This window comes from Photobacterium minamisatsumaniensis (assembly GCF_050336695.1).
In the GTDB taxonomy this organism is placed as follows: domain Bacteria; phylum Pseudomonadota; class Gammaproteobacteria; order Enterobacterales; family Vibrionaceae; genus Photobacterium; species Photobacterium minamisatsumaniensis.
Map to the genome: position 1 here is coordinate 55,213 of NZ_JAKJSI010000025.1, position 20,941 is coordinate 76,153.

At 44.5% G+C, this 20,941-nt stretch carries 17 protein-coding genes; 14 read left to right on the forward strand and 3 right to left on the reverse strand.

Features of this window, described 5'->3' with window-relative positions; all coding sequences use genetic code 11:
* The first annotated feature begins 7 nt into the window (after positions 1 to 7).
* The 3 genes from lpxK to kdsB are packed head-to-tail and all read left to right on the forward strand — an operon-like array spanning position 8 to position 1,921.
* A complete protein-coding gene (gene lpxK / locus L4D78_RS14070) occupies positions 8 to 1,015 on the forward strand; it encodes a tetraacyldisaccharide 4'-kinase (RefSeq protein ID WP_428467557.1) in 1,008 nt (335 codons plus the stop codon).
* The gene (locus L4D78_RS14075; RefSeq protein WP_428457489.1) at positions 996 to 1,175 is read left to right on the forward strand and encodes a Trm112 family protein; all 180 of its coding nucleotides are present in this window, start codon (positions 996 to 998) and stop codon (positions 1,173 to 1,175) included. Before lpxK ends, L4D78_RS14075 begins: the two co-directional genes overlap by 20 nt.
* On the forward strand, positions 1,175 to 1,921 hold the full coding sequence (gene kdsB / locus L4D78_RS14080) for a 3-deoxy-manno-octulosonate cytidylyltransferase (RefSeq protein WP_428467506.1): 747 nt from the start codon (positions 1,175 to 1,177) through the stop codon (positions 1,919 to 1,921). Before L4D78_RS14075 ends, kdsB begins: the two co-directional genes overlap by 1 nt.
* Positions 1,922 to 2,069: 148 nt before the next feature.
* Here the strand turns inward: kdsB and L4D78_RS14085 are convergent, their stop codons facing one another.
* Positions 2,070 to 3,461, reverse strand: a complete 1,392-nt coding sequence (locus L4D78_RS14085; protein WP_428467507.1) for an L-cystine transporter — start codon at positions 3,459 to 3,461, stop codon at positions 2,070 to 2,072.
* 286 nt (positions 3,462 to 3,747) lie between these two features.
* Here L4D78_RS14085 and L4D78_RS14090 point away from each other — a divergent pair, with 286 nt between their 5' ends.
* Entirely contained in the window at positions 3,748 to 3,957 is a 210-nt protein-coding gene (locus L4D78_RS14090) for a hypothetical protein (protein ID WP_428467508.1), read from the forward strand.
* 142 nt (positions 3,958 to 4,099) lie between these two features.
* Here L4D78_RS14090 and elyC read toward each other — a convergent pair whose 3' ends face one another.
* On the reverse strand, positions 4,100 to 4,924 hold the full coding sequence (elyC, locus tag L4D78_RS14095) for an envelope biogenesis factor ElyC (RefSeq protein ID WP_428467509.1): 825 nt from the start codon (positions 4,922 to 4,924) through the stop codon (positions 4,100 to 4,102).
* Between the two features lie 120 nt (positions 4,925 to 5,044).
* Between elyC and cmoM the strand changes: the two genes are divergently transcribed.
* From cmoM to torA, 9 genes are all read left to right on the forward strand, one after another.
* On the forward strand, positions 5,045 to 5,866 hold the full coding sequence (cmoM, locus tag L4D78_RS14100; RefSeq protein ID WP_428467510.1) for a tRNA uridine 5-oxyacetic acid(34) methyltransferase CmoM: 822 nt from the start codon (positions 5,045 to 5,047) through the stop codon (positions 5,864 to 5,866).
* Entirely contained in the window at positions 5,863 to 7,185 is a 1,323-nt protein-coding gene (gene mukF, locus L4D78_RS14105) for a chromosome partition protein MukF (protein WP_428467511.1), read from the forward strand. The genes cmoM and mukF overlap by 4 nt, the downstream gene beginning before the upstream one ends.
* Complete coding sequence (gene mukE, locus L4D78_RS14110) at positions 7,166 to 7,906, forward strand: chromosome partition protein MukE (protein WP_428467512.1); 741 nt, start codon at positions 7,166 to 7,168, stop codon at positions 7,904 to 7,906. Before mukF ends, mukE begins: the two co-directional genes overlap by 20 nt.
* Positions 7,906 to 12,369 carry a chromosome partition protein MukB gene (gene mukB, locus L4D78_RS14115; RefSeq protein WP_428467513.1) on the forward strand — a complete coding sequence of 1,488 codons (4,464 nt, stop codon included), beginning with the start codon at positions 7,906 to 7,908 and terminating at the stop codon, positions 12,367 to 12,369. The genes mukE and mukB overlap by 1 nt, the downstream gene beginning before the upstream one ends.
* A gap of 271 nt (positions 12,370 to 12,640) precedes the next feature.
* Positions 12,641 to 13,633, forward strand: coding sequence for a DUF4382 domain-containing protein (locus L4D78_RS14120; protein ID WP_428467514.1), 993 nt, complete (start codon positions 12,641 to 12,643; stop codon positions 13,631 to 13,633).
* A gap of 340 nt (positions 13,634 to 13,973) precedes the next feature.
* A complete protein-coding gene (locus tag L4D78_RS14125) occupies positions 13,974 to 14,759 on the forward strand; it encodes a tetratricopeptide repeat protein (protein ID WP_428467515.1) in 786 nt (261 codons plus the stop codon).
* A 267-nt stretch (positions 14,760 to 15,026) separates the two neighbouring features.
* Complete coding sequence (locus L4D78_RS14130) at positions 15,027 to 15,200, forward strand: periplasmic nitrate reductase, NapE protein (RefSeq protein ID WP_428457500.1); 174 nt, start codon at positions 15,027 to 15,029, stop codon at positions 15,198 to 15,200.
* Positions 15,201 to 15,247: 47 nt separating this feature from the next.
* Positions 15,248 to 16,432: a pentaheme c-type cytochrome TorC gene (gene torC / locus L4D78_RS14135; protein ID WP_428467516.1), complete on the forward strand. Its 1,185-nt coding sequence runs from the start codon at positions 15,248 to 15,250 to the stop codon at positions 16,430 to 16,432.
* A 22-nt stretch (positions 16,433 to 16,454) separates the two neighbouring features.
* Positions 16,455 to 18,944 (forward strand): trimethylamine-N-oxide reductase TorA, encoded by a 2,490-nt coding sequence (gene torA / locus L4D78_RS14140; RefSeq protein ID WP_428467517.1) that lies wholly within the window; start codon positions 16,455 to 16,457, stop codon positions 18,942 to 18,944.
* A 50-nt stretch (positions 18,945 to 18,994) separates the two neighbouring features.
* Here the strand turns inward: torA and L4D78_RS14145 are convergent, their stop codons facing one another.
* Positions 18,995 to 19,954 carry a collagen-binding domain-containing protein gene (locus tag L4D78_RS14145; protein WP_428467518.1) on the reverse strand — a complete coding sequence of 320 codons (960 nt, stop codon included), beginning with the start codon at positions 19,952 to 19,954 and terminating at the stop codon, positions 18,995 to 18,997.
* 571 nt (positions 19,955 to 20,525) lie between these two features.
* Here L4D78_RS14145 and L4D78_RS14150 point away from each other — a divergent pair.
* On the forward strand, positions 20,526 to 20,939 hold the full coding sequence (locus L4D78_RS14150) for a group II truncated hemoglobin (RefSeq protein WP_428457504.1): 414 nt from the start codon (positions 20,526 to 20,528) through the stop codon (positions 20,937 to 20,939).
* Positions 20,940 to 20,941 lie beyond the last annotated feature (2 nt).

Below are 20,941 nucleotides of genomic sequence, written 5' to 3' on the forward strand. Positions count from 1 at the left end.
GGCATCGGTGATTGAAAAAATTTGGTTTGAGTCCCACTTTGCAGGATGGTTGCTCAAACCAATATTATGGCCGTTAAGTCAACTTTTTGGTGTGATCAGCCGTCGTCGTCGTCAGCAATATCAAACTGGACAGAAAGTCGCTTATCGGGCGAGCGTACCTGTTGTTGTGGTTGGTAATATTACTGCTGGCGGCAACGGTAAAACGCCCGTTGTCGTTTGGTTAGTTGAACAGCTAAAAGCGGCAGGGTTAAAACCGGGCGTGGTATCGCGCGGTTATGGCGGCAAGGCACCGCATTATCCTTACCGTATCGATGAGCATAGTACAACCAGTGAGGCTGGGGATGAGCCTATTCTCATTTCTCGTCGAACGGGTGTGCCAGTAGCCGTTTCCCCAATCCGCTCAGAAGCCGTTGCTTTGCTAGAACCCGATGTGGATGTCATTATTACTGATGATGGCTTACAGCATTATGCATTAGCACGTGATATTGAAATTGTTGTGATTGACGGTCAACGCCGTTTTGGTAATCAACAATTGATCCCACTGGGTCCACTACGTGAAAGCTGTGCTCGGTTGGATGAAGTGGATTTTCTCATTTGTAATGGCTCGAAGCCGGAAGGCGATGAAATCCCAATGCACTTGGCTCCCGCACCCATCGTTAATCTCAAGACTGGTGATCGTGCTGATCTGCTTGCGCTTGAGGGAGATCTCGTGGCAATGGCGGGCATTGGCCATCCACCGCGATTTTTTAGTACGCTAAACCAGCTTGGAGTAAAGCCTGTATTTTGTCAGCCGTTTGCTGATCATCAGGCCTTCTCTGCGCAAGAATTACAACAGTTAGCTGCCAAAGGGCAGCACCTAATCATGACAGAGAAAGATGCGGTGAAATGCCACACTTTCGCACAGCCAAATTGGTGGTATTTACCGGTTGATGCTGTAATGCCTGCCGAGCAGGCAGAAAGCTTGATTAACCGCATTATTAAGGTAAAGGAAGAATATGGATCATCGTCTACTTGAAATCGTTGCTTGCCCTGCATGTAAAGGTAAGTTGAATTTTGATAAAGAGAAAAGTGAACTCATTTGTAAATTTGACCGCTTGGCGTATGCAATTAAAGATGGTATCCCGGTCTTAATTGAGCTTGAAGCGCGTACTCTGAGTTCTGATGAGGTGAAATAATGTCATTTACTGTCATTATCCCAGCCCGCTACCAGTCATCCCGTTTGCCGGGTAAGCCATTGGCTGATATTGGCGGTAAGCCAATGATTCAGTGGGTATATGAAAAAGCCAGCAAAGCCGGTGCAGAGCAAGTTATTGTTGCGACAGATGACCAGCGTATTGTTGATGTTGTTAAAAGCTTTGGTGGTGAAGTGTGTTTAACTCGGGCTGATCACGAATCAGGTACTGAGCGACTAGCAGAAGTTGTTGAAAAATATAACTTAGCTGACGATCAAATTGTGGTAAATGTGCAAGGTGATGAGCCATTAATCCCTGATTCAATCATTCGCCAAGTTGCGACGAATTTAGCGAACAGCCAAGCGCCAATGGCAACATTGGCAGTGCAAATTGATCATGCTGATGAAGTCTTTAACCCCAATGCGGTGAAAGTTGTAACGGATAAAGATGGCTATGCCATGTACTTTAGCCGTGCTTCGATTCCATGGGATCGCGACAACTTTGCGAAACGCCCTCAAGAAATTCACCATAACCTGATGCGTCACATTGGCATTTATGCCTACCGTGCAGGCTTCATTAACACTTACATCAACTGGGAGCCAAGTGCCCTAGAAAAGATTGAAGCGTTAGAACAGTTACGTGTGTTGTGGTACGGCGAAAAGATCCATGTTGATGTCGCACTGGATGCGCCGCCAGCGGGTGTTGATACACCAGAAGACCTCGAAAAAGTACGTCAATTGATTGGTTGAACCTGAGTGTTTGAAACCGTCGAGAAAAGGCTGGATAGAGCATTCTATCCAGCCTTTTTAATAGGCAAAAAAATTTGAGTCAAATGATAGATAACAAAAAGGACGAGCATTGCTCGTCCTTTTGCATTTTTTGAGTACAAGGAGGTTACTATGCCTTCGCTGTTTCACCTTCAGCGTCATCGTCAGCATCGAAAATGGCATCGTCTGCTTCACCCAATACGCGAGAAGTAATCGTCCCCGCCGTCATTGCGCCGCTTACGTTGACTGCCGTTCGACCCATATCAATTAATGGTTCGATTGAAATCAGTAGGCCAGCAAGCGCTACTGGCATATCAAGGGCTGATAGCACAATCAGAGCAGCAAATGTCGCGCCACCACCTACACCTGCAATACCAAATGAACTGATAGTGACAATGGCAATCAGGGTTAGCATGAAGCTTGGATCAAGCGGGTTAATACCAATTGTTGGCGCAATCATTACAGCCAGCATCGCAGGGTATAAACCGGCACAGCCATTTTGGCCCATTGTTGCACCGAAAGAGGCTGAGAAATTTGCGACACCTTCGCCGTTACCCAACTTCTTAACTTGAGCATCAACGTTTAGCGGGATAGTGCCAGCACTTGAACGTGAGGTAAATGCGAATGTCAGTACCGGTAGAATTTTCTTCAGGTAACGAATTGGGTTTACGCCCACAAAAGAAACCAGCACCAAGTGCATGACTAATATTAAGCCAAGGCCGACATAAGATGCGACGACAAAATTAATTAAGCTAAGGATATCGCTGTAGTTTGAACCGGCAACGACCTTGGTCATTAGTGCAAGCACACCATAGGGTGTTAGGTTCAGCACCATACGTACGAGTGTACGAACGATTTCTTGAGCAACGTTAACGAATTTTTCAAAGCTCTGGCCTAATTCAGGCTGAGTGCGAATTACCGTTAAACCTGCAACACCAATAAAGGCTGAGAAGATAACAACCGCAATCGTCGACGTTGGGCGACTGCCAGCTAAATCCGCAAAAGGGTTGCCAGGGAAGAAAGAAATGATCATGTCAGCAAAAGACAATGCTTGTACGGCAGTTAGGCGTGTTTCTAGCGCTTCACCGCGTGCAATTTCACGGGCGCCTTGAACAATCCCTTCAGCATTAAGGCCGAACATATTGGTGACAAGAATACCAATCAGTGCAGAAACGGCTGTTGTCGCTAGTAGAATACCGATTGTTAAACCAGAAATCTTACCCAGTGAGCCTGAATCTTTTACTTTGATAATCGCGCCAATAATAGACACCATGATCAGTGGCATGATGATCATTTTTAGCAAGCTAACATAGCCAGCACCAACGATATTAACGTACTCAAGGGTACTTGCTATAACGTCACTTCCACCGCCATAGACAAGCTGTAAAACACCACCAAACATTACGCCTAAACCAAGGCTAGTAAAAACACGTTTCGATAACGTGCTCTCGGTTTTTTGTTGTTTATAAAGAAGGCCAATTAGAAGGGCGAAAATCGCCAAGTTAAGTATTTGGTACATCATAAAAGTTGATCCTACATCTCACTGTGACCTGAAAATCCGTTTACAGGCTTATTAATAACGAATAGGTGGCAATCTTATGATGTGCATCGCAATTCTGGAATACTTTTCGGTTGATTTTGATATGAACTAATTCCCTATGATATTACCAAAAGGTATATGTGGAAGTGTTTGCGTGTAATTTAAGCATATGGGTGATTTCTTCGGTTTTTTTATCGTTTTTCTTTAGATATGGAGCCGGATGGTCGTCTGAAGTTTGGGAGGGTATTAGAAAAATGAGAGAACAATAATGGTTCGTTATTACGCACAGTTTTCATTTGGTCGACCATGGGCACATCGTCTGTTGTTACTGATTATTGTTATATTGCTGATGGGCTCTGTATATCAATTGCTGGCAAATGAGTCTTTGGTTTATATCATCAACATTGGGCTAGTGGCTTGTATTGTACCTGTATTTGCAATGTCTTCAGATTATAAGCGCAAATACTTACACGGTTAGAACACGTTATTGATTCACGCGAATGATGGGTGTTTAGCATTAGTGGCAGGGTATATCAAAGCGATAGAGCGGCTAAAAAACCACCACCCGTGATGAACAGGTGGTGGTTCGACGAAGTAATTGGTAGGCAACTACTTGTTGACTAAGATGTCTTTACATCTGATTGCTGTTCAGGTGTTACGGGTTCTTGAATCTCAGGCGCTTTGGGTTTCACAATGGTTCTTAGTTGTTGCCACCAGCGCCCCATTTTCTCGTACCAGTAACGTTCTGTTTGTTCTAGGTACTTAGCTTGTGGGCGATAGCGTTCCCATGGTTGCTCTATTTTATTACTGGCCAAAAAGTTAGTCGGTGCTGCTGCTGGGTCTAACCCTACCTCTTTAAATTCGTTTATTGCTCGTGTCATATGGCTTGCCGAGGTTACAACGACTAATTTCTTGTCACCCACAACAGACGCGGCCTGAAATGCTTCCTCCCAGGTATCTTTTGCTGTCTCCAGCAATAAGATGTCATTTTTATTCACCCCGAGCGCTAATGCTACTTTTGCCATCATTCGAGCTTGGCTGGTTTCTGTCCCACCTCCATAACCGGATAAGATCATTTTAGAACCTGGGAACAGGCGGTGAATGCGAATACCCTCAGAGAGACGCATTAATGACGTCCGTGATAGCTGTGAGGTTATAGGCATTGCATTATCGATGACATGCCCACTACCGAGTACCATGACATATTCCACTGCTCGACTAGAAGGGACATACGGTGGGTATGCTTTCTCTAATGGGCGGAGTAAGCTAGTTGCGATAGGTTGGAATGACACCAAAAATATCCCTATAAACGCAAAGGCGATGAAAAATGATGCGAGTCCTTTACGGCGGGTGAACCATAAAAGCATTAACCCGAATAACCCAAGAAGTAGCATCGCGGGTAGGGGCATCAAAAAGGTTGAAACAATTTTTTTTAGTTCAAACATGCAATGTCGTCCGAAAAATCAGCAGTTGAGCTCGAAAAAGCATCACAAGCCTTTATTCCTATTTCGCTTGTGAGAAAATAAGCCATATATTTAGAATCACTATCATAACGTAAAGCAGCCGTGATCGAAGATCGAAATTTTGACGACTTAGCGCAAAAATTTGCAAAAAATATTTACGGTACTGCCAAAGGGCAAATTCGCCAAACGGTAGTATGGCAAGATCTTGAGCAAATTTTAGCCGTATTAAAACCGAATGAGCCACTGCATGTATTAGATGCGGGTGGGGGTGTTGGCCAGCTATCGCAAAAAATTGCTGAGTTGGGACATCATGTCACGTTATGTGATCTTTCTGGCGAAATGCTGAAATTGGCTGAGCAAGAAATTGCTAAAAATGGTCTTCTTGAGCAATATCGCCTGGTTCATAGCCCAGTGCAGGAAATCGGCAAGCACCTTGATGAACCTGTAGACCTTATTTTGTTTCATGCGGTGATGGAATGGCTATCAGATCCTAAAGAGGCCTTAGACCGTTTATTAGAGCAAACCAAACCTGGCGGTGTTATTTCAGTCATGTTCTATAACTACAATGGTTTGCTGTTTAAGAACCTGATTTGTGRCAACCTCAGACATATAGAAGAGGGGATGCCACACCGTAAACGCTTTAAGCTGCAACCTCAGCAAGGGATAAAACCCGATGAAGTGTACAGTTGGTTAATCGATGCTGGTTTCACCATTTTGGGAAAAACCGGTGTACGTACCTTCCATGATTACATGCAAACAACCATGGTAGGTGATTACAGTTTTGAGCAGGTTCTTGAGATGGAGCAAAAACTTTGCCGTCAAGAACCTTATTTATCTCTAGGACGTTATATTCACGTCTATGCACAAAAGCCACTGGCTGGCAGTGAGATAAATAAAAACAACAGCAATAAGGACAACGGATGAGTGAAGTTACCCAGACCGTTCCCGAGTTGGTTAATTGGGTTAAGCAACATCAATTAGAGCTTAACCTGCCAACCGAGCGGCTGGCGTTCTTGTTGGCGATTGCGGTGTTAAGCGGCGATCGTTTCGATGAAGAATTAGGTGAAGGTGAGTTAATCGACGCATTTCGTATTGTTAGCGACATGTTTGATCAAACACCGGAAACCGTGGCATTTCGTGCCAATAACGCCATAAATGAGTTGGTTCGCCAACGTTTGATATCCCGCTTTACCAGTGAAGTCACAGACGGTGCGAGTATTTACCGTTTAAGCCCACTTGCGTTGGGCATCACCGATTATTACGCGCGTCACCGTGAGTATTCGACCCTGAAATTGTCAATCCAATTGGCAATGGTGGCAGATGAAATCAATAAAGCAGCTTTAGCTGCCCAAGAGGGCGGTGACGAAAAACACTGGCGTCAAAATGTACATGCTGTTTTGAAGTACTCGGTTGCCGAGATTTTCGATCGCATTGATCTGAACCAACGCACCATGGATGAGCAGCAACAGCAGGTAAAGCATGATATTGCTGAGCTGCTGAATCAAGATTGGCGTGCCGCTATCACCAGCTGTGAAACGTTACTGAATGAGACATCAAGCACGTTACGTGAGTTGCAAGACACTTTGCAGGCTGCGGGTGATCAATTGCAAACGCAACTGCTGATTATTCAGGAAGAAACACAAGGCAATTTTGATTTGGATTTTGTTGATGCAATGGTTTTCAACTTACAAGCGAAGTTGGATCGGATCATCAACTGGGGCCAACAGGCCATTGACTTATGGATTGGCTATGACCGCCATGTCCATAAATTTATCCGTACTGCGATTGATATGGATAAGAACCGTGCGTTCAGTCAGCGTCTTCGCCAATCGGTTACCGACTACTTTGATGCACCATGGGTACTCACATATGCCGATACTGAACGTTTGCTCGATATGCGTGATGAAACCTTGGTGCTACGTGACGATGAAGTGACGGGGATTGTGCCGGAAGAGATGGAGTTTGAAGAACTCAATCTGGTTCAGGATCAGTTAGCTGAAAAAATTGCTGTCATGCTGCAAGCCCATAAAGAAACGGGCGCTGCAATTAACTTAAGTTTGCTTCTTAAAGATTATTTGGCTCAGCACACACAAGCGCAACACTTTGATGTTTCACGCATTGTGATTGATCAGGCTGTAAGACTGGGTTATTCCGAATCGGATTTCAACGCCATTCAACCTGACTGGGAAGCAATTAATGACTACGGAGCCAAGGTACAAGCAAATGTCATTGACAAATATTGAAGAATTTATGCCTGAAAAGCTGGCCAAGGCGATTGCCAACCCGCTTTTCCCTGCTTTAGATAATGCCCTGCGCTCAGGCCGCCATATCTCAAGTGAAGATTTAGACAATCACGCATTCTTGATCGAGTTTGAACAAGAGCTGGTGATGTTTTATAAGCGTTATAACGCAGAGCTCGTTCGTGCGCCAGAAGGTTTCTTGTACCTTCGCCCACGTTCCACCTCGTTAATTGGCCGCTCGGTACTATCTGAAATTGATATGCTGGTGGGTAAAGTATTGTGTTTCCTTTATTTGAGCCCAGAGCGATTGGCAAATGAAGGTATTTTCACCAATCAAGAGATGTTTGAAGAGCTGCTGGCGTTAGCGGACGAGAAGAAGCTAATGAAGCTGGTGACTAACCGTGCAACAGGCTCTGATCTTGACCGAGAAAAACTATACGACAAGGTAAAAACGTCTTTGCGTCGCCTTCGTCGCATTGGAATGCTGATCCCTGTGGGTGAAAACGGCAAGTTCCGTATTAGCGAAGCGGTATTCCGTTTTGGCGCCGATGTGCGTGCTGGCGATGATATGCGTGAAGCACAAATTCGCTTGATCCGTGATGGTGAAGCAGTTGTTGTTCACCAAGAAGAGCCAAGCCAATCAAGCTTGCTTGATGCTGGTTCTATTTATGAACAAGACCAGAAGCAAGATCTAGAACACAGCGAGCAGGAGGGTGAAGCCTAATGGAACGCGGTAAGTATCAATCGCTAACAATGGTCAACTGGAACGGCTTTTTTGCACGTACTTTTGACATTGATAATCTGGTAACGACACTGTCGGGTGGTAATGGCGCGGGTAAATCGACCACCATGGCGGCATTTATCACCTCGTTGATCCCCGATCAGAGTCTACTGCATTTTCGTAATACCACTGAAGCGGGCAGCTCCAATGCATCTCGTGATAAAGGCCTACACGGTAAACTAAAGCCGGGAGCCTGTTACGCGGCACTGGATGTGGTGAACTCTAAAAAACAGCGCATTATCTTTGCGGTGAAATTACAGCAAGTGGCGGGCCGTGATAAGAAAGTCGATATTAAGCCTTTCATTATCCAAGGTTTACCTTCACACGTTAAACCAACGGAATTACTGGTTGAAACCTTGTCTGAAAATCAGGCTCGTGTTCGCCAAATCAATGAAGTTAAAGATATCATCGCCGCTGATTACGAAGGCGTAGTATTTAAAGCTTTCAGTTCGGTGACTGATTACCACGCACAGATGTTTGAGTTTGGTGTGCTGCCTAAGAAACTGCGCAATAGTTCAGACCGCTCGAAGTTCTACCGTTTGATTGAAGCCTCGCTTTACGGTGGTATTTCTAGTGCGATTACACGCTCGCTGCGTGATTACCTACTGCCACAAAATGGTGGTGTGAAAAAAGCATTCCAAGATATGGAAGCGGCGCTGCGTGAAAACCGCATGACGCTTGAAGCCATAAAATTAACGCAAAGCGATCGTGACCTATTTAAGCACTTGATCACTGAAGCAACCAACTATGTTGCTGCTGACTACATGCGTCATGCCAATGAGCGTCGCAAGAAGTTAGAAAAAACCTTAAGTTTACGTAGTGAATTACTAGGTTCACGCAAATCGTTAGATGATCAGCAAGCATCAATGATCAATATGACAGCTGAGTTAGATGAACTGACCGAGCGCGAAGGTGCGCTTGAGCAAGATCATCAAGCTGCATCTGATCACCTGCAATTGGTTCAAACTGCCGTACGTCAGCAAGAAAAAATCGAGCGTTACCGTGAAGATCTTGAAGAGCTGACAGAGCGTCTTGAAGAGCAGGTGATGGTGGTTGAAGAAGCCGCTGAACAGTTGGCGATGGCAGAAGAGCAATCACTATTAACCGAAGAAGAGGTTGATAGCTTAAAAACTCAACTGGCAGATTATCAACAAGCGCTTGATATGCAGCAAACCCGTGCTCTTCAGTACCAGCAAGCGGTACAGGCATTGGAAAAAGCACGTGAGCTATCGGGTGACCATCAGCTACTTGCTGACAAGGCTGTGCCTTACCTTGCGCAGCTTAAGCAAGAGCAAGACACGCAAACAACCGCGTTACTGGCATTGAAGCATAAGCTTGATATGTCATCTGCAGCAGCACAACAGTTTGAGAAAGGCCTGCAAATTGTTACTACCATTGCTGGGGCTGTTGAGCGCGGTGAGGTAAGTACGAAAGCCAAAGAATTGATTGCTAAAGCGCGCCAGCTTCGCTCAGTAACTGAGCGTGGCGAGCAACTTAAAGCGCAATACCGCGATCTTGAGCGTGCAGTTCGTCAGCAACGTCAAGCGACAGAATTAGCGGAAACGTATACCAAGCGTTTTGCAGTAACCCTTGATGGTGAGTTGGCGTTAGCCGAAGAGCAAGCGCGTCATGAAGCAACAATTGAAGCCCTTGAGCAAGAGCAAGAAATTCTTGTTGAACAGCGTAGTGAGCAGCGCCGACACGATCAGCAGTTAGCGGTTCAAATTTCGACATTAGAAGCGGCGGCTCCAGCGTGGATTGCAGCCTCTGATGCGTTAGAAAAACTAGCCGATCAATCAGAGCGTGAGTTGTATGACAGCCAAGCTGTAATGGAAGCCATGCAGCAAACGCTGGATAAAGAGCGTGAAGTATCAAGCAACCGTGATCAACTTGCAGCGCGGAAAAAGCAGCTTGAGCTTGATATTGAACGTTTAGCACAGCCTGGTGGTAGTGACGATGCGCGCCTTCGTGGGTTGGCTGATACCCTAGGCGGTTCATTACTGTCTGAGATTTATGACGACATCACTTTAGCTGATGCCCCTTATTTCAGTGCAATGTACGGCCCGGCTCGCCACGCGATTGTGGTGCCTGATCTAAAAGGGATCAAAGATAAGCTGGTTGCGTTGGACGATTGCCCTGATGATTTGTATATCATTGAAGGTGAAGCTGAATCATTCGATGACAGTGGTTTTGATGTCGATGAGCTTGAAGATGCGGTTTGCGTTCACCTTAATGACCGTCAGCTACGTTATTCTCGCTTCCCTAAAGTGCCATTGTTCGGCCGTGCGGCACGTGAACAACGCTTAGAGATTTTGCGTGATGAGCGTGAACAAGTTGTAGAAAATCACGCCAAAGCGTCGTTTGATTCTCAGAAATTGCAGCGTTTGTATCAAAGCTTCAACAGCTTTGTTGCAAGCCATATGTCAGTGGCTTTCAACGATGATCCTGAAGCAGCATTGAAAGTTGCTCGTGACAAGCGTAACCAAATTGCTCGCCAGCTATCGGAAACTGATGCGAAAGAGCAACAGCAGCGTAGTCAATTGACCTCGGCTCGTGAAGGTTTGGCATTACTCGGCAAAATTAACCCATTGGTTAACTTGCTCGAAGATGACACGTTAACTGCACGATTTGACGAGATTGAACAGCAGTTGGCGCAATTGGATGAAGCAAAATACTTCATCACAACGCACGGTAAAGCAATTGCTGAGCTAGAGTCGCTGGTAACAGCACTCGAAGCCGATCCAGAGCAATTCGATACATTACAAGCTGATTATGAACAGGCTGATGAGAAGCTTCAGGCTCTGAAGACCAAAATCTTTGCGGTTGCCGATTTGGTTGAGCGTCGTCATCACTTTAGCTATGCCGATTCGGTTGAATTGTTGAGCAAGAGCTCTGAGCTGAATGAACAGCTTAAAGCGAAACTTGTTGCAGCTGAGCGTGAACGCACACGCTGCCGTAATGCGTTGAAGCAATCTCGTGCGCAAGCAAATCAGTATAACCAATTACTGGCTTCTCTGAAGAGTTCACATCAGGCGAAACTGGAAACGGTACAAGAGTTTGAGCGTGAGCTACAAGAGCTGGGTGTACGTGCCGATGTTGAAGCGGAAGAACGTGCACGTGTACGTCGTGATGAACTTAATGAGCGCCTGCATTCTTCTCGTACTCGCCGTAGTCAACTTGAAAAAGCCATCACTTCGGTAGAGCTTGAAATGAAAGGCTTGGTAAAGCGCCTACGTAAAGTAGGTAAAGAGTACCAAGAAATTCGTAAGTTGGTGGTAACCGCCAAGGCAGGTTGGTGTGCAGTATTGCGTTTAGCGCGTGAAAGCGATGTTGAACGACGTCTACATCGCCGTGAAATGGCGTATATGTCTGCCGATGAGTTGCGTTCACTATCAGATAAATCGTTGGGTGCGCTTCGTTTAGCCGTCGCTGATAATGAAGATCTGCGTGATGCATTACGTGCATCGGAAGATGTGTCACGACCTGAACGTAAAGTACTGTTCTATATTGCGGTGTACCAACACCTGCGTGAACGTATCCGTCACGATATAATCCGTACTGATGATCCGGTTGAAGCAATCGAAGAAATGGAAGTGGAGCTGGCGCGCTTAAGTGAAGAGCTAACAGCGCGTGAACAGCGTCTGGCGATCAGTTCTGATTCAGTTGCGAATATTATTCGTAAGACGATTCAGCGTGAACAAAACCGTATCCGTATGCTAAACCAAGGTTTGCAGAATATCGGCTTTGGTCAGGTGAAGGGGGTACGTCTGAATGTGAAAGTGCGTGATACGCACGAATCATTATTACATGGCCTAGCTGAACAGCAAGATCAACACCAGGATCTGTTTGGTAATCAACGCTTGTCATTCTCTGAAGCGATTGCCAAATTATTCCAGCGCTTGAATCCGCATATTGATATGGGCCAGCGTTCACCGCAGATCATGGGTGAAGAGTTGCTGGATTACCGTAACTACCTAGAGTTAAGCATTGAAGTAAACCGTGGTACCGATGGTTGGCTACAGGCTGAGTCTGGTGCGTTATCAACCGGTGAGGCGATTGGTACTGGCCAGGCTATTCTGCTGATGGTTGTACAAAGCTGGGAAGAAGAATCACGACGTCTACGTGGTAAGGATATTATCCCTTGTCGTTTATTATTCCTGGATGAGGCAGCACGCCTTGATGCTAAGTCAATTGCGACTCTGTTTGAACTGTGTGATCGTCTTGATATGCAGTTACTGATTGCGGCACCCGAGAATATTAGCCCGGAAAAAGGTACAACCTACAAGTTGGTACGCAAGATCTTTAAAGATCGTGAACACGTGCATGTGGTTGGTTTGCGTGGTTTCGGTCAAGAGCCGAAGCCACAGGCAAATATTCAGGAAGTCCTAGAGCTTAATCCGGTGTAACTGGGTTAGACACAATGCGTTTTTAGCTCGTATTTGACAAGGAAAAGGTAATAGGCCGGTTGTGAAACCGGCCTTTTTTTCGTCTTGTAAGTAAGAACTTTTTCTCATTACTTAATTAGCCTTCGGATAATTTTTTTGCCCTGTCATTAGCTCCTAAAATTTGAACTGTCAGATTCAGATCCGGCCATTTATAACAATACAGCCAAACACTCAGCGGCCAGCAGATTGATTTGGTAACGGCCAGTTTTTACATTGTCGTAGGGGTGATGACATGAACAAAATACTATTACCTATGCTCGCCACGCTTGTCGTAGCCGGGTGTGGCGGTTCAGATGGCGATTCATCAACAGCAGCAGGTGCATCAGCGAACCAGGACAGCGGAACGGCACCTGTGTCGGTTGATATTTCTGTACCGCCGGAAGAAGTACCAAAAGGAGCCGATGATCTCCAAGCCTGTGTAGCCATTGATGCTGTTTCAATTACGGACTTATCAGGTACTATCATTGAATGGACAACAAAAAGTATGAGCGACCCTTATGGGGTGAACTCGCAGCAATGTATTCCTGCTGATTCAGAAATTCCGACTTATAACGATGGTTATCCTAAATTTATCGTGATCGATTTATATGATATTACAGGTATTGATCTCGCTAATTTAATCTCGGAACAGTTAGTACCTGTCGGTGAATATACATCAATGGCATTGTCAGTATTACAAGGTAGCTATGGTGATTTCTTAGATACGCCGTATTCGTATGTGGGGAACCCAGTCGATAAGCTGAAAATGGACATTGTTGATGATCTTAAATTTGATGGTTTGAACATTAATATTGATGTGCCTGAAAAATTCATCATGTCTTTTGACCTTCGTAGCATGATCCAATTAATTAATGATGCTTACGTGCTTAAAGCTGAAGGCTTCCGGGTTGCAAATGAAGCATTATCAGGCACGATTTTAGGTGATGTTGATCTGGGTTCATGTGTTACACCTACCAAAGATGCGTATGTGTACTTGTATGACAAAGATACGAATTACGGTGATTTAGGCTCACAGTATGCGCCCGTTATGACAGCGAAAGTGTCTGACGATAGCCAGTACTCAATGCAATACGTGCCTGAAGGTGATTATGACGTAGTGTTGGTGTGTGACGCTTTGTTAGACTTACCTAACCAAATTGATTTAGATATCGATTTAGATGGTGATGCGCCTAAATACCAAAGCAAGTATATAAAAGCAGGTGAGGAACACTACCTTAACTTGTAACGGCCAGATTGCTGAAGAATGATGTACCGCCAAGATCCTATCTTGGCGGTTTTCTTTTTATGGAGCTAAAAGTGACTCACCAAAAAGAGAACTATGCTGCTGATTAAGTCTATATTCAGCATAATTCCTTATAATCCACAGTAGAAAATCACGATCTATCTCTCATTTCAGACAATCCCCTTCTTTTTTATGCTCTACCTAACACCCTGACAGAAAATGTAATAACTCCAATTGTCTATATTGTTAGGTGTTACTGCCTAATAATGGCTGGTTGTTTTTTAATCGTACATTGATTAAATTGCTTTCCAGAGAAAACGCCTTCGAAAAAAGAGACCACGATATGCCTGCAGTTATGACCCTAAAAAAAGTTGTGTTCGGTGCAATGTTTGGCCTTGCGGTGATGGGCACTACAACGGTTAGTGCATCTGTTACGACTTCACCGGAACATCACCTGTTATCAACATTGAATTATGTTGAGCTAGAAGCAGAACAAGGTGATAAAAACATGCAGCTCTTCCTAGGTCGTGCTTATCTTGAAGGCTCGAATGGCTTGAAAGCAGATCCGCTTAAAGGCATGTATTGGCTTGAAAAAGCGGCAGTTGATATGCCCCAAGTAAAAACCATGATTGGTGATTTATTTAAGTTGGGACAAATGTTGCCACAAGATAATACACAGGCGTTACATTGGTATACTGAAGCCGCGAAAGAAGGTGACGTGCCTGCAATGGTCGAGTTAGGTATGTACTATGCCTCTGGTGCAACAGGCTCAGTTGATTGTGGCAATGCTATCAAATGGTTTAATGAAGCATCAAATGGCGGTTCATTAGAATCAAAACGTAATCTTGTGTGGTTATATGCAACGTGTTCTGATGAACGTATGCGAGATGGTGAACGAGCATTAAAGCTTGCGAAACAAGTATTAAGCCGCTCAGGTGCTGGTGATGCCGGTGATTATGATAACCTTGCTGCCGCTTATGCTGCGTGCGGTGAATTCCGTCAAGCGATAAAAGCACAAGAAAAAGCAATCGGTAAGCTCGATAACACTAGTGAACAGCGAATCGCAAAATTTGAACAGCGTTTGAAGTTATATCAACAGAGTCAAACACTCTATAGTGTTTCGCTGTAAATCTTTCATCGCTGTTTCCCCTCTAAAAATGACGCTTTCAAGCGTCATTTTTTGTTAAGCAAACCTATTCCTCACCACCATTCCCTTAGCTTCGAATGACACATCTCACCTGATATCTGTAGGGATATAAATGTGCCTGCGATCAAATATTTGCTCCGTCCATAACCTTAAGTAACATTGCTATAACATCTTTAACTATACTTACTCGTTATAGCCCTTTCACTGCTGGGCTGACCTATTAGTGAGCATAATAAAAAGGATGTCAGCATGAGTACTCCAGAAGCTGTAAGTGACAAAGATAGAGCTAAATATGAGTGGCGCTCTTTCCTCTTTATAACCATTTTCCTCTTTCCTATTCTTGCTGTTGCCCTTGTCGGAGGTTACGGCTTTATTGTCTGGGCAATGCAAGTGTTCTTATTAGGCCCTCCTGGGCACGGCTAACCGTTAAGCATGCATTTTTAGCCAAATTAAGGAAATAGGTAACGCGTATGATAAGTTTTTTGAAAAAACTGTGGGCAACATTCTGGCGGCCAGCAGTCCATATTAGCCTGGGTGTATTAACGTTAGGCGGGTTCGTCGCTGGGATTATATTTTGGGGAGGATTTAATACTGCACTTGAAGTAACCAATACTGAAAAATTCTGTATTGGTTGTCATGAAATGCGTGACAACGTATACGAAGAGCTAAAAGGTACGGTTCACTGGTCGAATCATTCGGGCGTAAGGGCAACCTGTCCGGACTGTCACGTTCCACATAATTGGACGGATAAGATTGCGCGTAAAATGCAGGCGAGCAAAGAAGTTTATGGTGCGATTTTTGGCACTATCAATACACGTGAAAAATTTTTAGAGAAACGAATTGAGTTAGCTAACCATGAATGGGAGCGTTTCTCTGCTAACGGCTCTTTAGAGTGTAAAAACTGCCATGCATACGAGAGTATGAACTGGGATGAAATGTCAGACATAGCCAGAACGCAGATGAAGCAAGCCGCTGAACGGGATCAAAGCTGTATCGATTGCCATAAAGGTATTGCCCATGAACTACCTGGCAATATGGAAGCGTCAGGTGGGATGATTGCTGGCTTAATACAAAAAGCCGAACGCACATCATTCTCCGAAGGCAAAGATTACTACAGTGTACGCTACCTGCCAATGTACGAAGATGAAGGCTTAACCATTGACGGTGGTCAGCTAAACCCAGCTTCTGCCGTTAAGGTTGTTCAAGTTAAAGATAATACTGTACAGGTTGAAATTGCGGGTTGGCGTAAAACCAAGGGCTTTGGCCGGGTAATCAATGAAGACTTTGGCATGAATATTCCAACAGCAGCTTTAAGTAAAGATGCAGCCTTAAATGAAACACTAGTGGAAAAATTTGAAGAGAAAGAAGACGACTTAACGGGACTTGGGTGGCAACGCGTTTCTGTAAAACTGTGGATGCCGAAAGAATCACTGATTGACGATGTTGAAGTGATTTGGGCGGAGGCTCGCCCTGCTTATAACGACAACTGTAGTGTCTGTCATACCCAACCAGCAGAGAATCATTTCGATGCGAATACTTGGCCTGGTATGTTCAACGGAATGCTCGCGTTCATCAACCTTGACCGTGATAGTGAAGCATTAGTGTTGAAATATTTACAGAAGCACTCGTCAGATTTTTCTGACGCCGACCATTAAAAGAAGCGAAGTGAGGTTAACTATGTCTCTGAGTCGACGACATTTTCTTAAAGGGCTAGCAACAACTAGTGCGGTAGCGGTTATTGGCCCGAGTTTACTAACATCCGCTGCACGGGCTGCAGAAGAGGTTTCATCTCCTTATTCTGCTGATGGTGTTTGGAAAGTATCAGGATCGCACTGGGGTGCGTTCCGCGCCAGAATTTATAACGGTAAAGTGACAGATATCGAACCGTTAGCGCGTGACAAATACCCGACAGATATGCTGAAAGGAATAAAAGGGATCATTTATAACCCTTCACGGGTGAAATACCCAATGGTCCGCCTAGATTGGTTAAAAAAACATAAATACAGTGGGGATACTCGAGGAAACAATCGCTTTGTAAGGGTTACTTGGGATGAAGCACTCGATTTGTTTTACCAAGAACTGGAACGTGTGCAGAAAGACTATGGTCCATGGGCATTGCACGCTGGCATGACAGGCTGGCGTCAAACAGGGCAGTTTCACAGCTGTGGTAACCATATGCAGCGTGCCGTCGGGATGCACGGTAATTTCATGACTAAAATCGGTGACTACTCAACGGGTGCTGGTCAAACGATTATGCCATATATACTTGGCTCAACTGAGGTTTATGCGCAGGGGACGTCGTGGCCTGAAATCTTGGAGAACAGTCAAAATGTTATTTTATGGGCAAATGATCCCATTAAAAATACGCAAGTAGGTTGGCAGTGTGAAACACATGACTCTTACGAATATTATGAACAGCTGAAAGATAAAGTGGCAAAAGGGGAGATCAAAGTGATCTCTATTGATCCAGTTAAGTCAAAAAGCCAAAATTACCTTGGCTGCGATCAGATCTACGTTAACCCCCAAACTGATGTGCCTTTCATGCTTGCCATTGCACATACTCTTTACACTGAAGATCTGTACGATAAAGAATTTATTGATACCTATGCATTAGGTTTTGATGAATTTATTCCATATGTTATTGGTGAAGCTGACGATAAGACTGCGAAAACACCGGAATGGGCTGAGTCTATTTGTGGTGTAAAGGCTGATCAAATCCGTGATTTTGCGCGAATGATCGCGAAAGAACGTACCCAAATTATTTTTGGCTGGGCAGCACAGCGCCAGCAACACGGCGAACAACCTTATTGGATGGGTGCTGTTATCGCGACCATGCTTGGGCAAATCGGTCTTCCTGGTGGTGGTATTTCTTATTCTCACCATTACAGTGGTGTCGGGATCCCACCAACTGGGGCTGCTGGTCCTGGTGGTTTTCCCCGTAATGTTGATGAGGGTAAGAAACCCAAATGGGATAACACCGACTTCAATGGTTACAGTCGGACAATTCCTGTTGCCCGTTGGATTGATGCTATTTTAGAGCCGGGTAAAGAGATCAACTACAACGGCAGTAAGGTGATTTTACCTGACACTAAAATGCTGGTGGTTAGTGGTTGTAATCCGTGGCATCACCATCAAGATCGTAATCGGATGAAACTTGCTTTTCAAAAACTGCAAACTGTTGTCACTATAGAGTTTGCTTGGACAGCCACATGCCGCTTTTCAGACATCGTTTTACCCGCATGTACCCAATTTGAGCGTAATGATATTGACCTTTATGGTGCATACTCAGCGACAGGCATACTGGCTATGCATAAATTGGTTGATCCACTTTATCAATCGCGATCCGATTTCGATATTTTCACTGATTTTTGTCGTCGATTTGGACGTGAAAAAGAGTACACCCGTGGTATGGATGAGATGGAGTGGGTGAGACGTTTATATGATGACTGCCGAGAAGCGAACAAAGCTAATTTTGAAATGCCGGAATTCGAGAAATTCTGGGATATTAATGCAGCTGGCTGGGTCGACTTTGGTGTGGGTAAAAACTTTGTACGCCACGCAGATTTTAGGGAAGACCCGGAAATTAACCCATTAGGCACCCCGTCTGGTTTCATCGAAGTTTATAGCCGAAAAATTGCAAGTTACAACTACGAGCATTGCCAAGGGCATCCAATGTGGTTTGAAAAGGCTGAACGTTCTCATGGCGGCCCTGGTTCAGATAAGCATCCATTATGGTTACAGTCATGCCACCCAGACCAACGTCTTCATTCGCAAATGTGTGAGTCAGATGAATACCGTGCGACATACACTGTACAGGGGCGAGAACCTGTTTATATGAGCCCAGAAGATGCGAAAGCCAGAGGTATTAAAGACGGTGATTTGGTTCGGGTATTTAATGACCGAGGGCAGTTATTAGCAGGGGCACGTGTTTCAGCTGATTATCCTCCGGGTGTTGTGCGCATTTATGAGGGGGCATGGTATGGCCCACTGAATGAAAAGGTTGGGGCAATTGATACTTATGGTGACCCAAATACTGTCACCATGGATGTGGGAACATCCGAGTTGGCTCAGGCAACCAGCGCCAATACAGTAATCGTTGAGATAGAGAAGTTTGTTGGTGACGCTCCGCCAGTAACGGCATTTGGTGGGCCGATATACGAAGCTTGATAACAGGATAGAGACAGAATAAAAAGCCCTTTAACAAAGGGCTTTTTTCGTTAGAGTAGGAGCTTTTTATTTTGACGCCAGCCAAGGACAAACAGCCCTAATGCGATGACGCTTGATGTTGTCGGTTCGGGGATAAAAGGTGTGTCATCTGGCATCGCACCTGAAAAGATCGGACCCCAGATTTTGCCGTATTGGTAATGTTTGTTAACCACCACTGAACCTTTTATTTCAGTATGGTTGGTTAGTGTTGCAAGTGGCGCAAGTACATTGCCATAAATAGCTTTGGTTAAATTAAGTGTTTCTGATTGGTGAAAGTTCCAAATTATTAATTCAGAGATAGCCGAATTAACAAATTCGCTGATTGCATTGGCTGTGTAGGTTGAATCATCGATATCTGTACCGGCGACATTAATGACAATGGCTGAAGGGGCTTGAGTGTTTAGGTTAAGCGAATAACTTTGCACAAAGGGGTTTTCGAATAAATCACTACTATCGATATTAAAGACAGCAAGATCATGACCAACAGAACTACCAACATCGAAACTGGCATTGCCGCAGCATGCTGAAGGCTGTGTTAGCAGCGAGTTAGACGAAAGTGAGGCGAGAAAAGAAGAGTATTGTAATAGATCAGTCTGTATTTGAGCAAAGTTGTAACTACTGGTATCGCTAGTGAGCACTCCTCCGACACCGTTGAGGGATACAACCCCATTGTTGTTACCGCCAACAATAGCACTATAACCATTGTTAACTTGTACATTAACATTGAGGTCTCCACCAACAACTAACCCGACCTCATTTGCCAAAGCCTGTGGCTGCTGAGTTGTATAGTTAGAGGCGGTGCCGTTGAGATCACCCATGATCAGTGCTTTTCCATCCACCTCGCTAGTCGACTCAAGATCGTTGAACACAATGAGTTGATAGTTATTCAATAGGTCAATTGGGCCTGCGAGCAATGAGGGTGCGCAGACAAAGCACAGGGCTGTTAAAAAAATCGAGGTTGGCTTTAGCACGTTATAATGCTCCTTGAAAACAAGTACGACATAGCATGTACTTGTTAGGCAAAACTTAGACCATTTATTTTTTTCGTCTTAAATTGACGATTTCATTTATTGATTGTTATTCAGAGCCTTATGTTGTTTAGATTTTATCTAAACAACACAGCTGTTCATTTTGGTGCGTTTAGAGTGTCAGTTTTATTTACAATTAAAGTCTTCTTAAACACGCTATTCACTAATTCTTATAGTTATAAAGTGAGAAAAATAGGCGTTAAAGCGAGATCGTACGTATCGTTACGTTAATGTGTCAGCCTTTTTTACACGATTAAATATTGTCTTCATGCTGTGTTATTAACCGATGATAAACACAGTTAAGTACAACAGACTTGTTTTTGGGACATTTTGGGTGGTGGCAGTGAGGTATACTTTGCTTACTCCATGTACGTTTGATTAAGCTGTTTTTGCACGCAGAGTGGTATAAATAAGTGATCCAGTGCTTATGGCAGTTTCTCTATCTAAGTAGCAATACCGATATTTATATATTATATTTCAGCCTATTATGAAACCTTACCGACCAGACTGCTCAATGATGAAAAATAAAACAACACCAACTTATGGCTTAGGTGATTCGACCCTGCAGGCTGCTGGTGGTGAAAATGGTGTGAAAACTTTGGTAGATAGTTTTTATCTGCATATGGACACCTTACCTGAAGCTGCTGCTATTCGAGCAATGCACGCTGATGACCTAACGGAGTCAAGTGAAAAACTAACTACGTTCCTAATTGGTTGGATGGGCGGTCCATCACGCTATAGTGAAAAATACGGCTCAATGAACATCCCTGGAGCCCACCGCCACCTCTCAATAGGAATTGCCGAAAAAGAGGCTTGGTTGCTGTGCATGCAAAAAGCGTTGGACGACCAAGGGTATGATGAGGTTTTCAAACGTTACATCATGGTTCAGCTATCATTTCCTGCTGAAATGTGTCGAAATCGGACTTGATC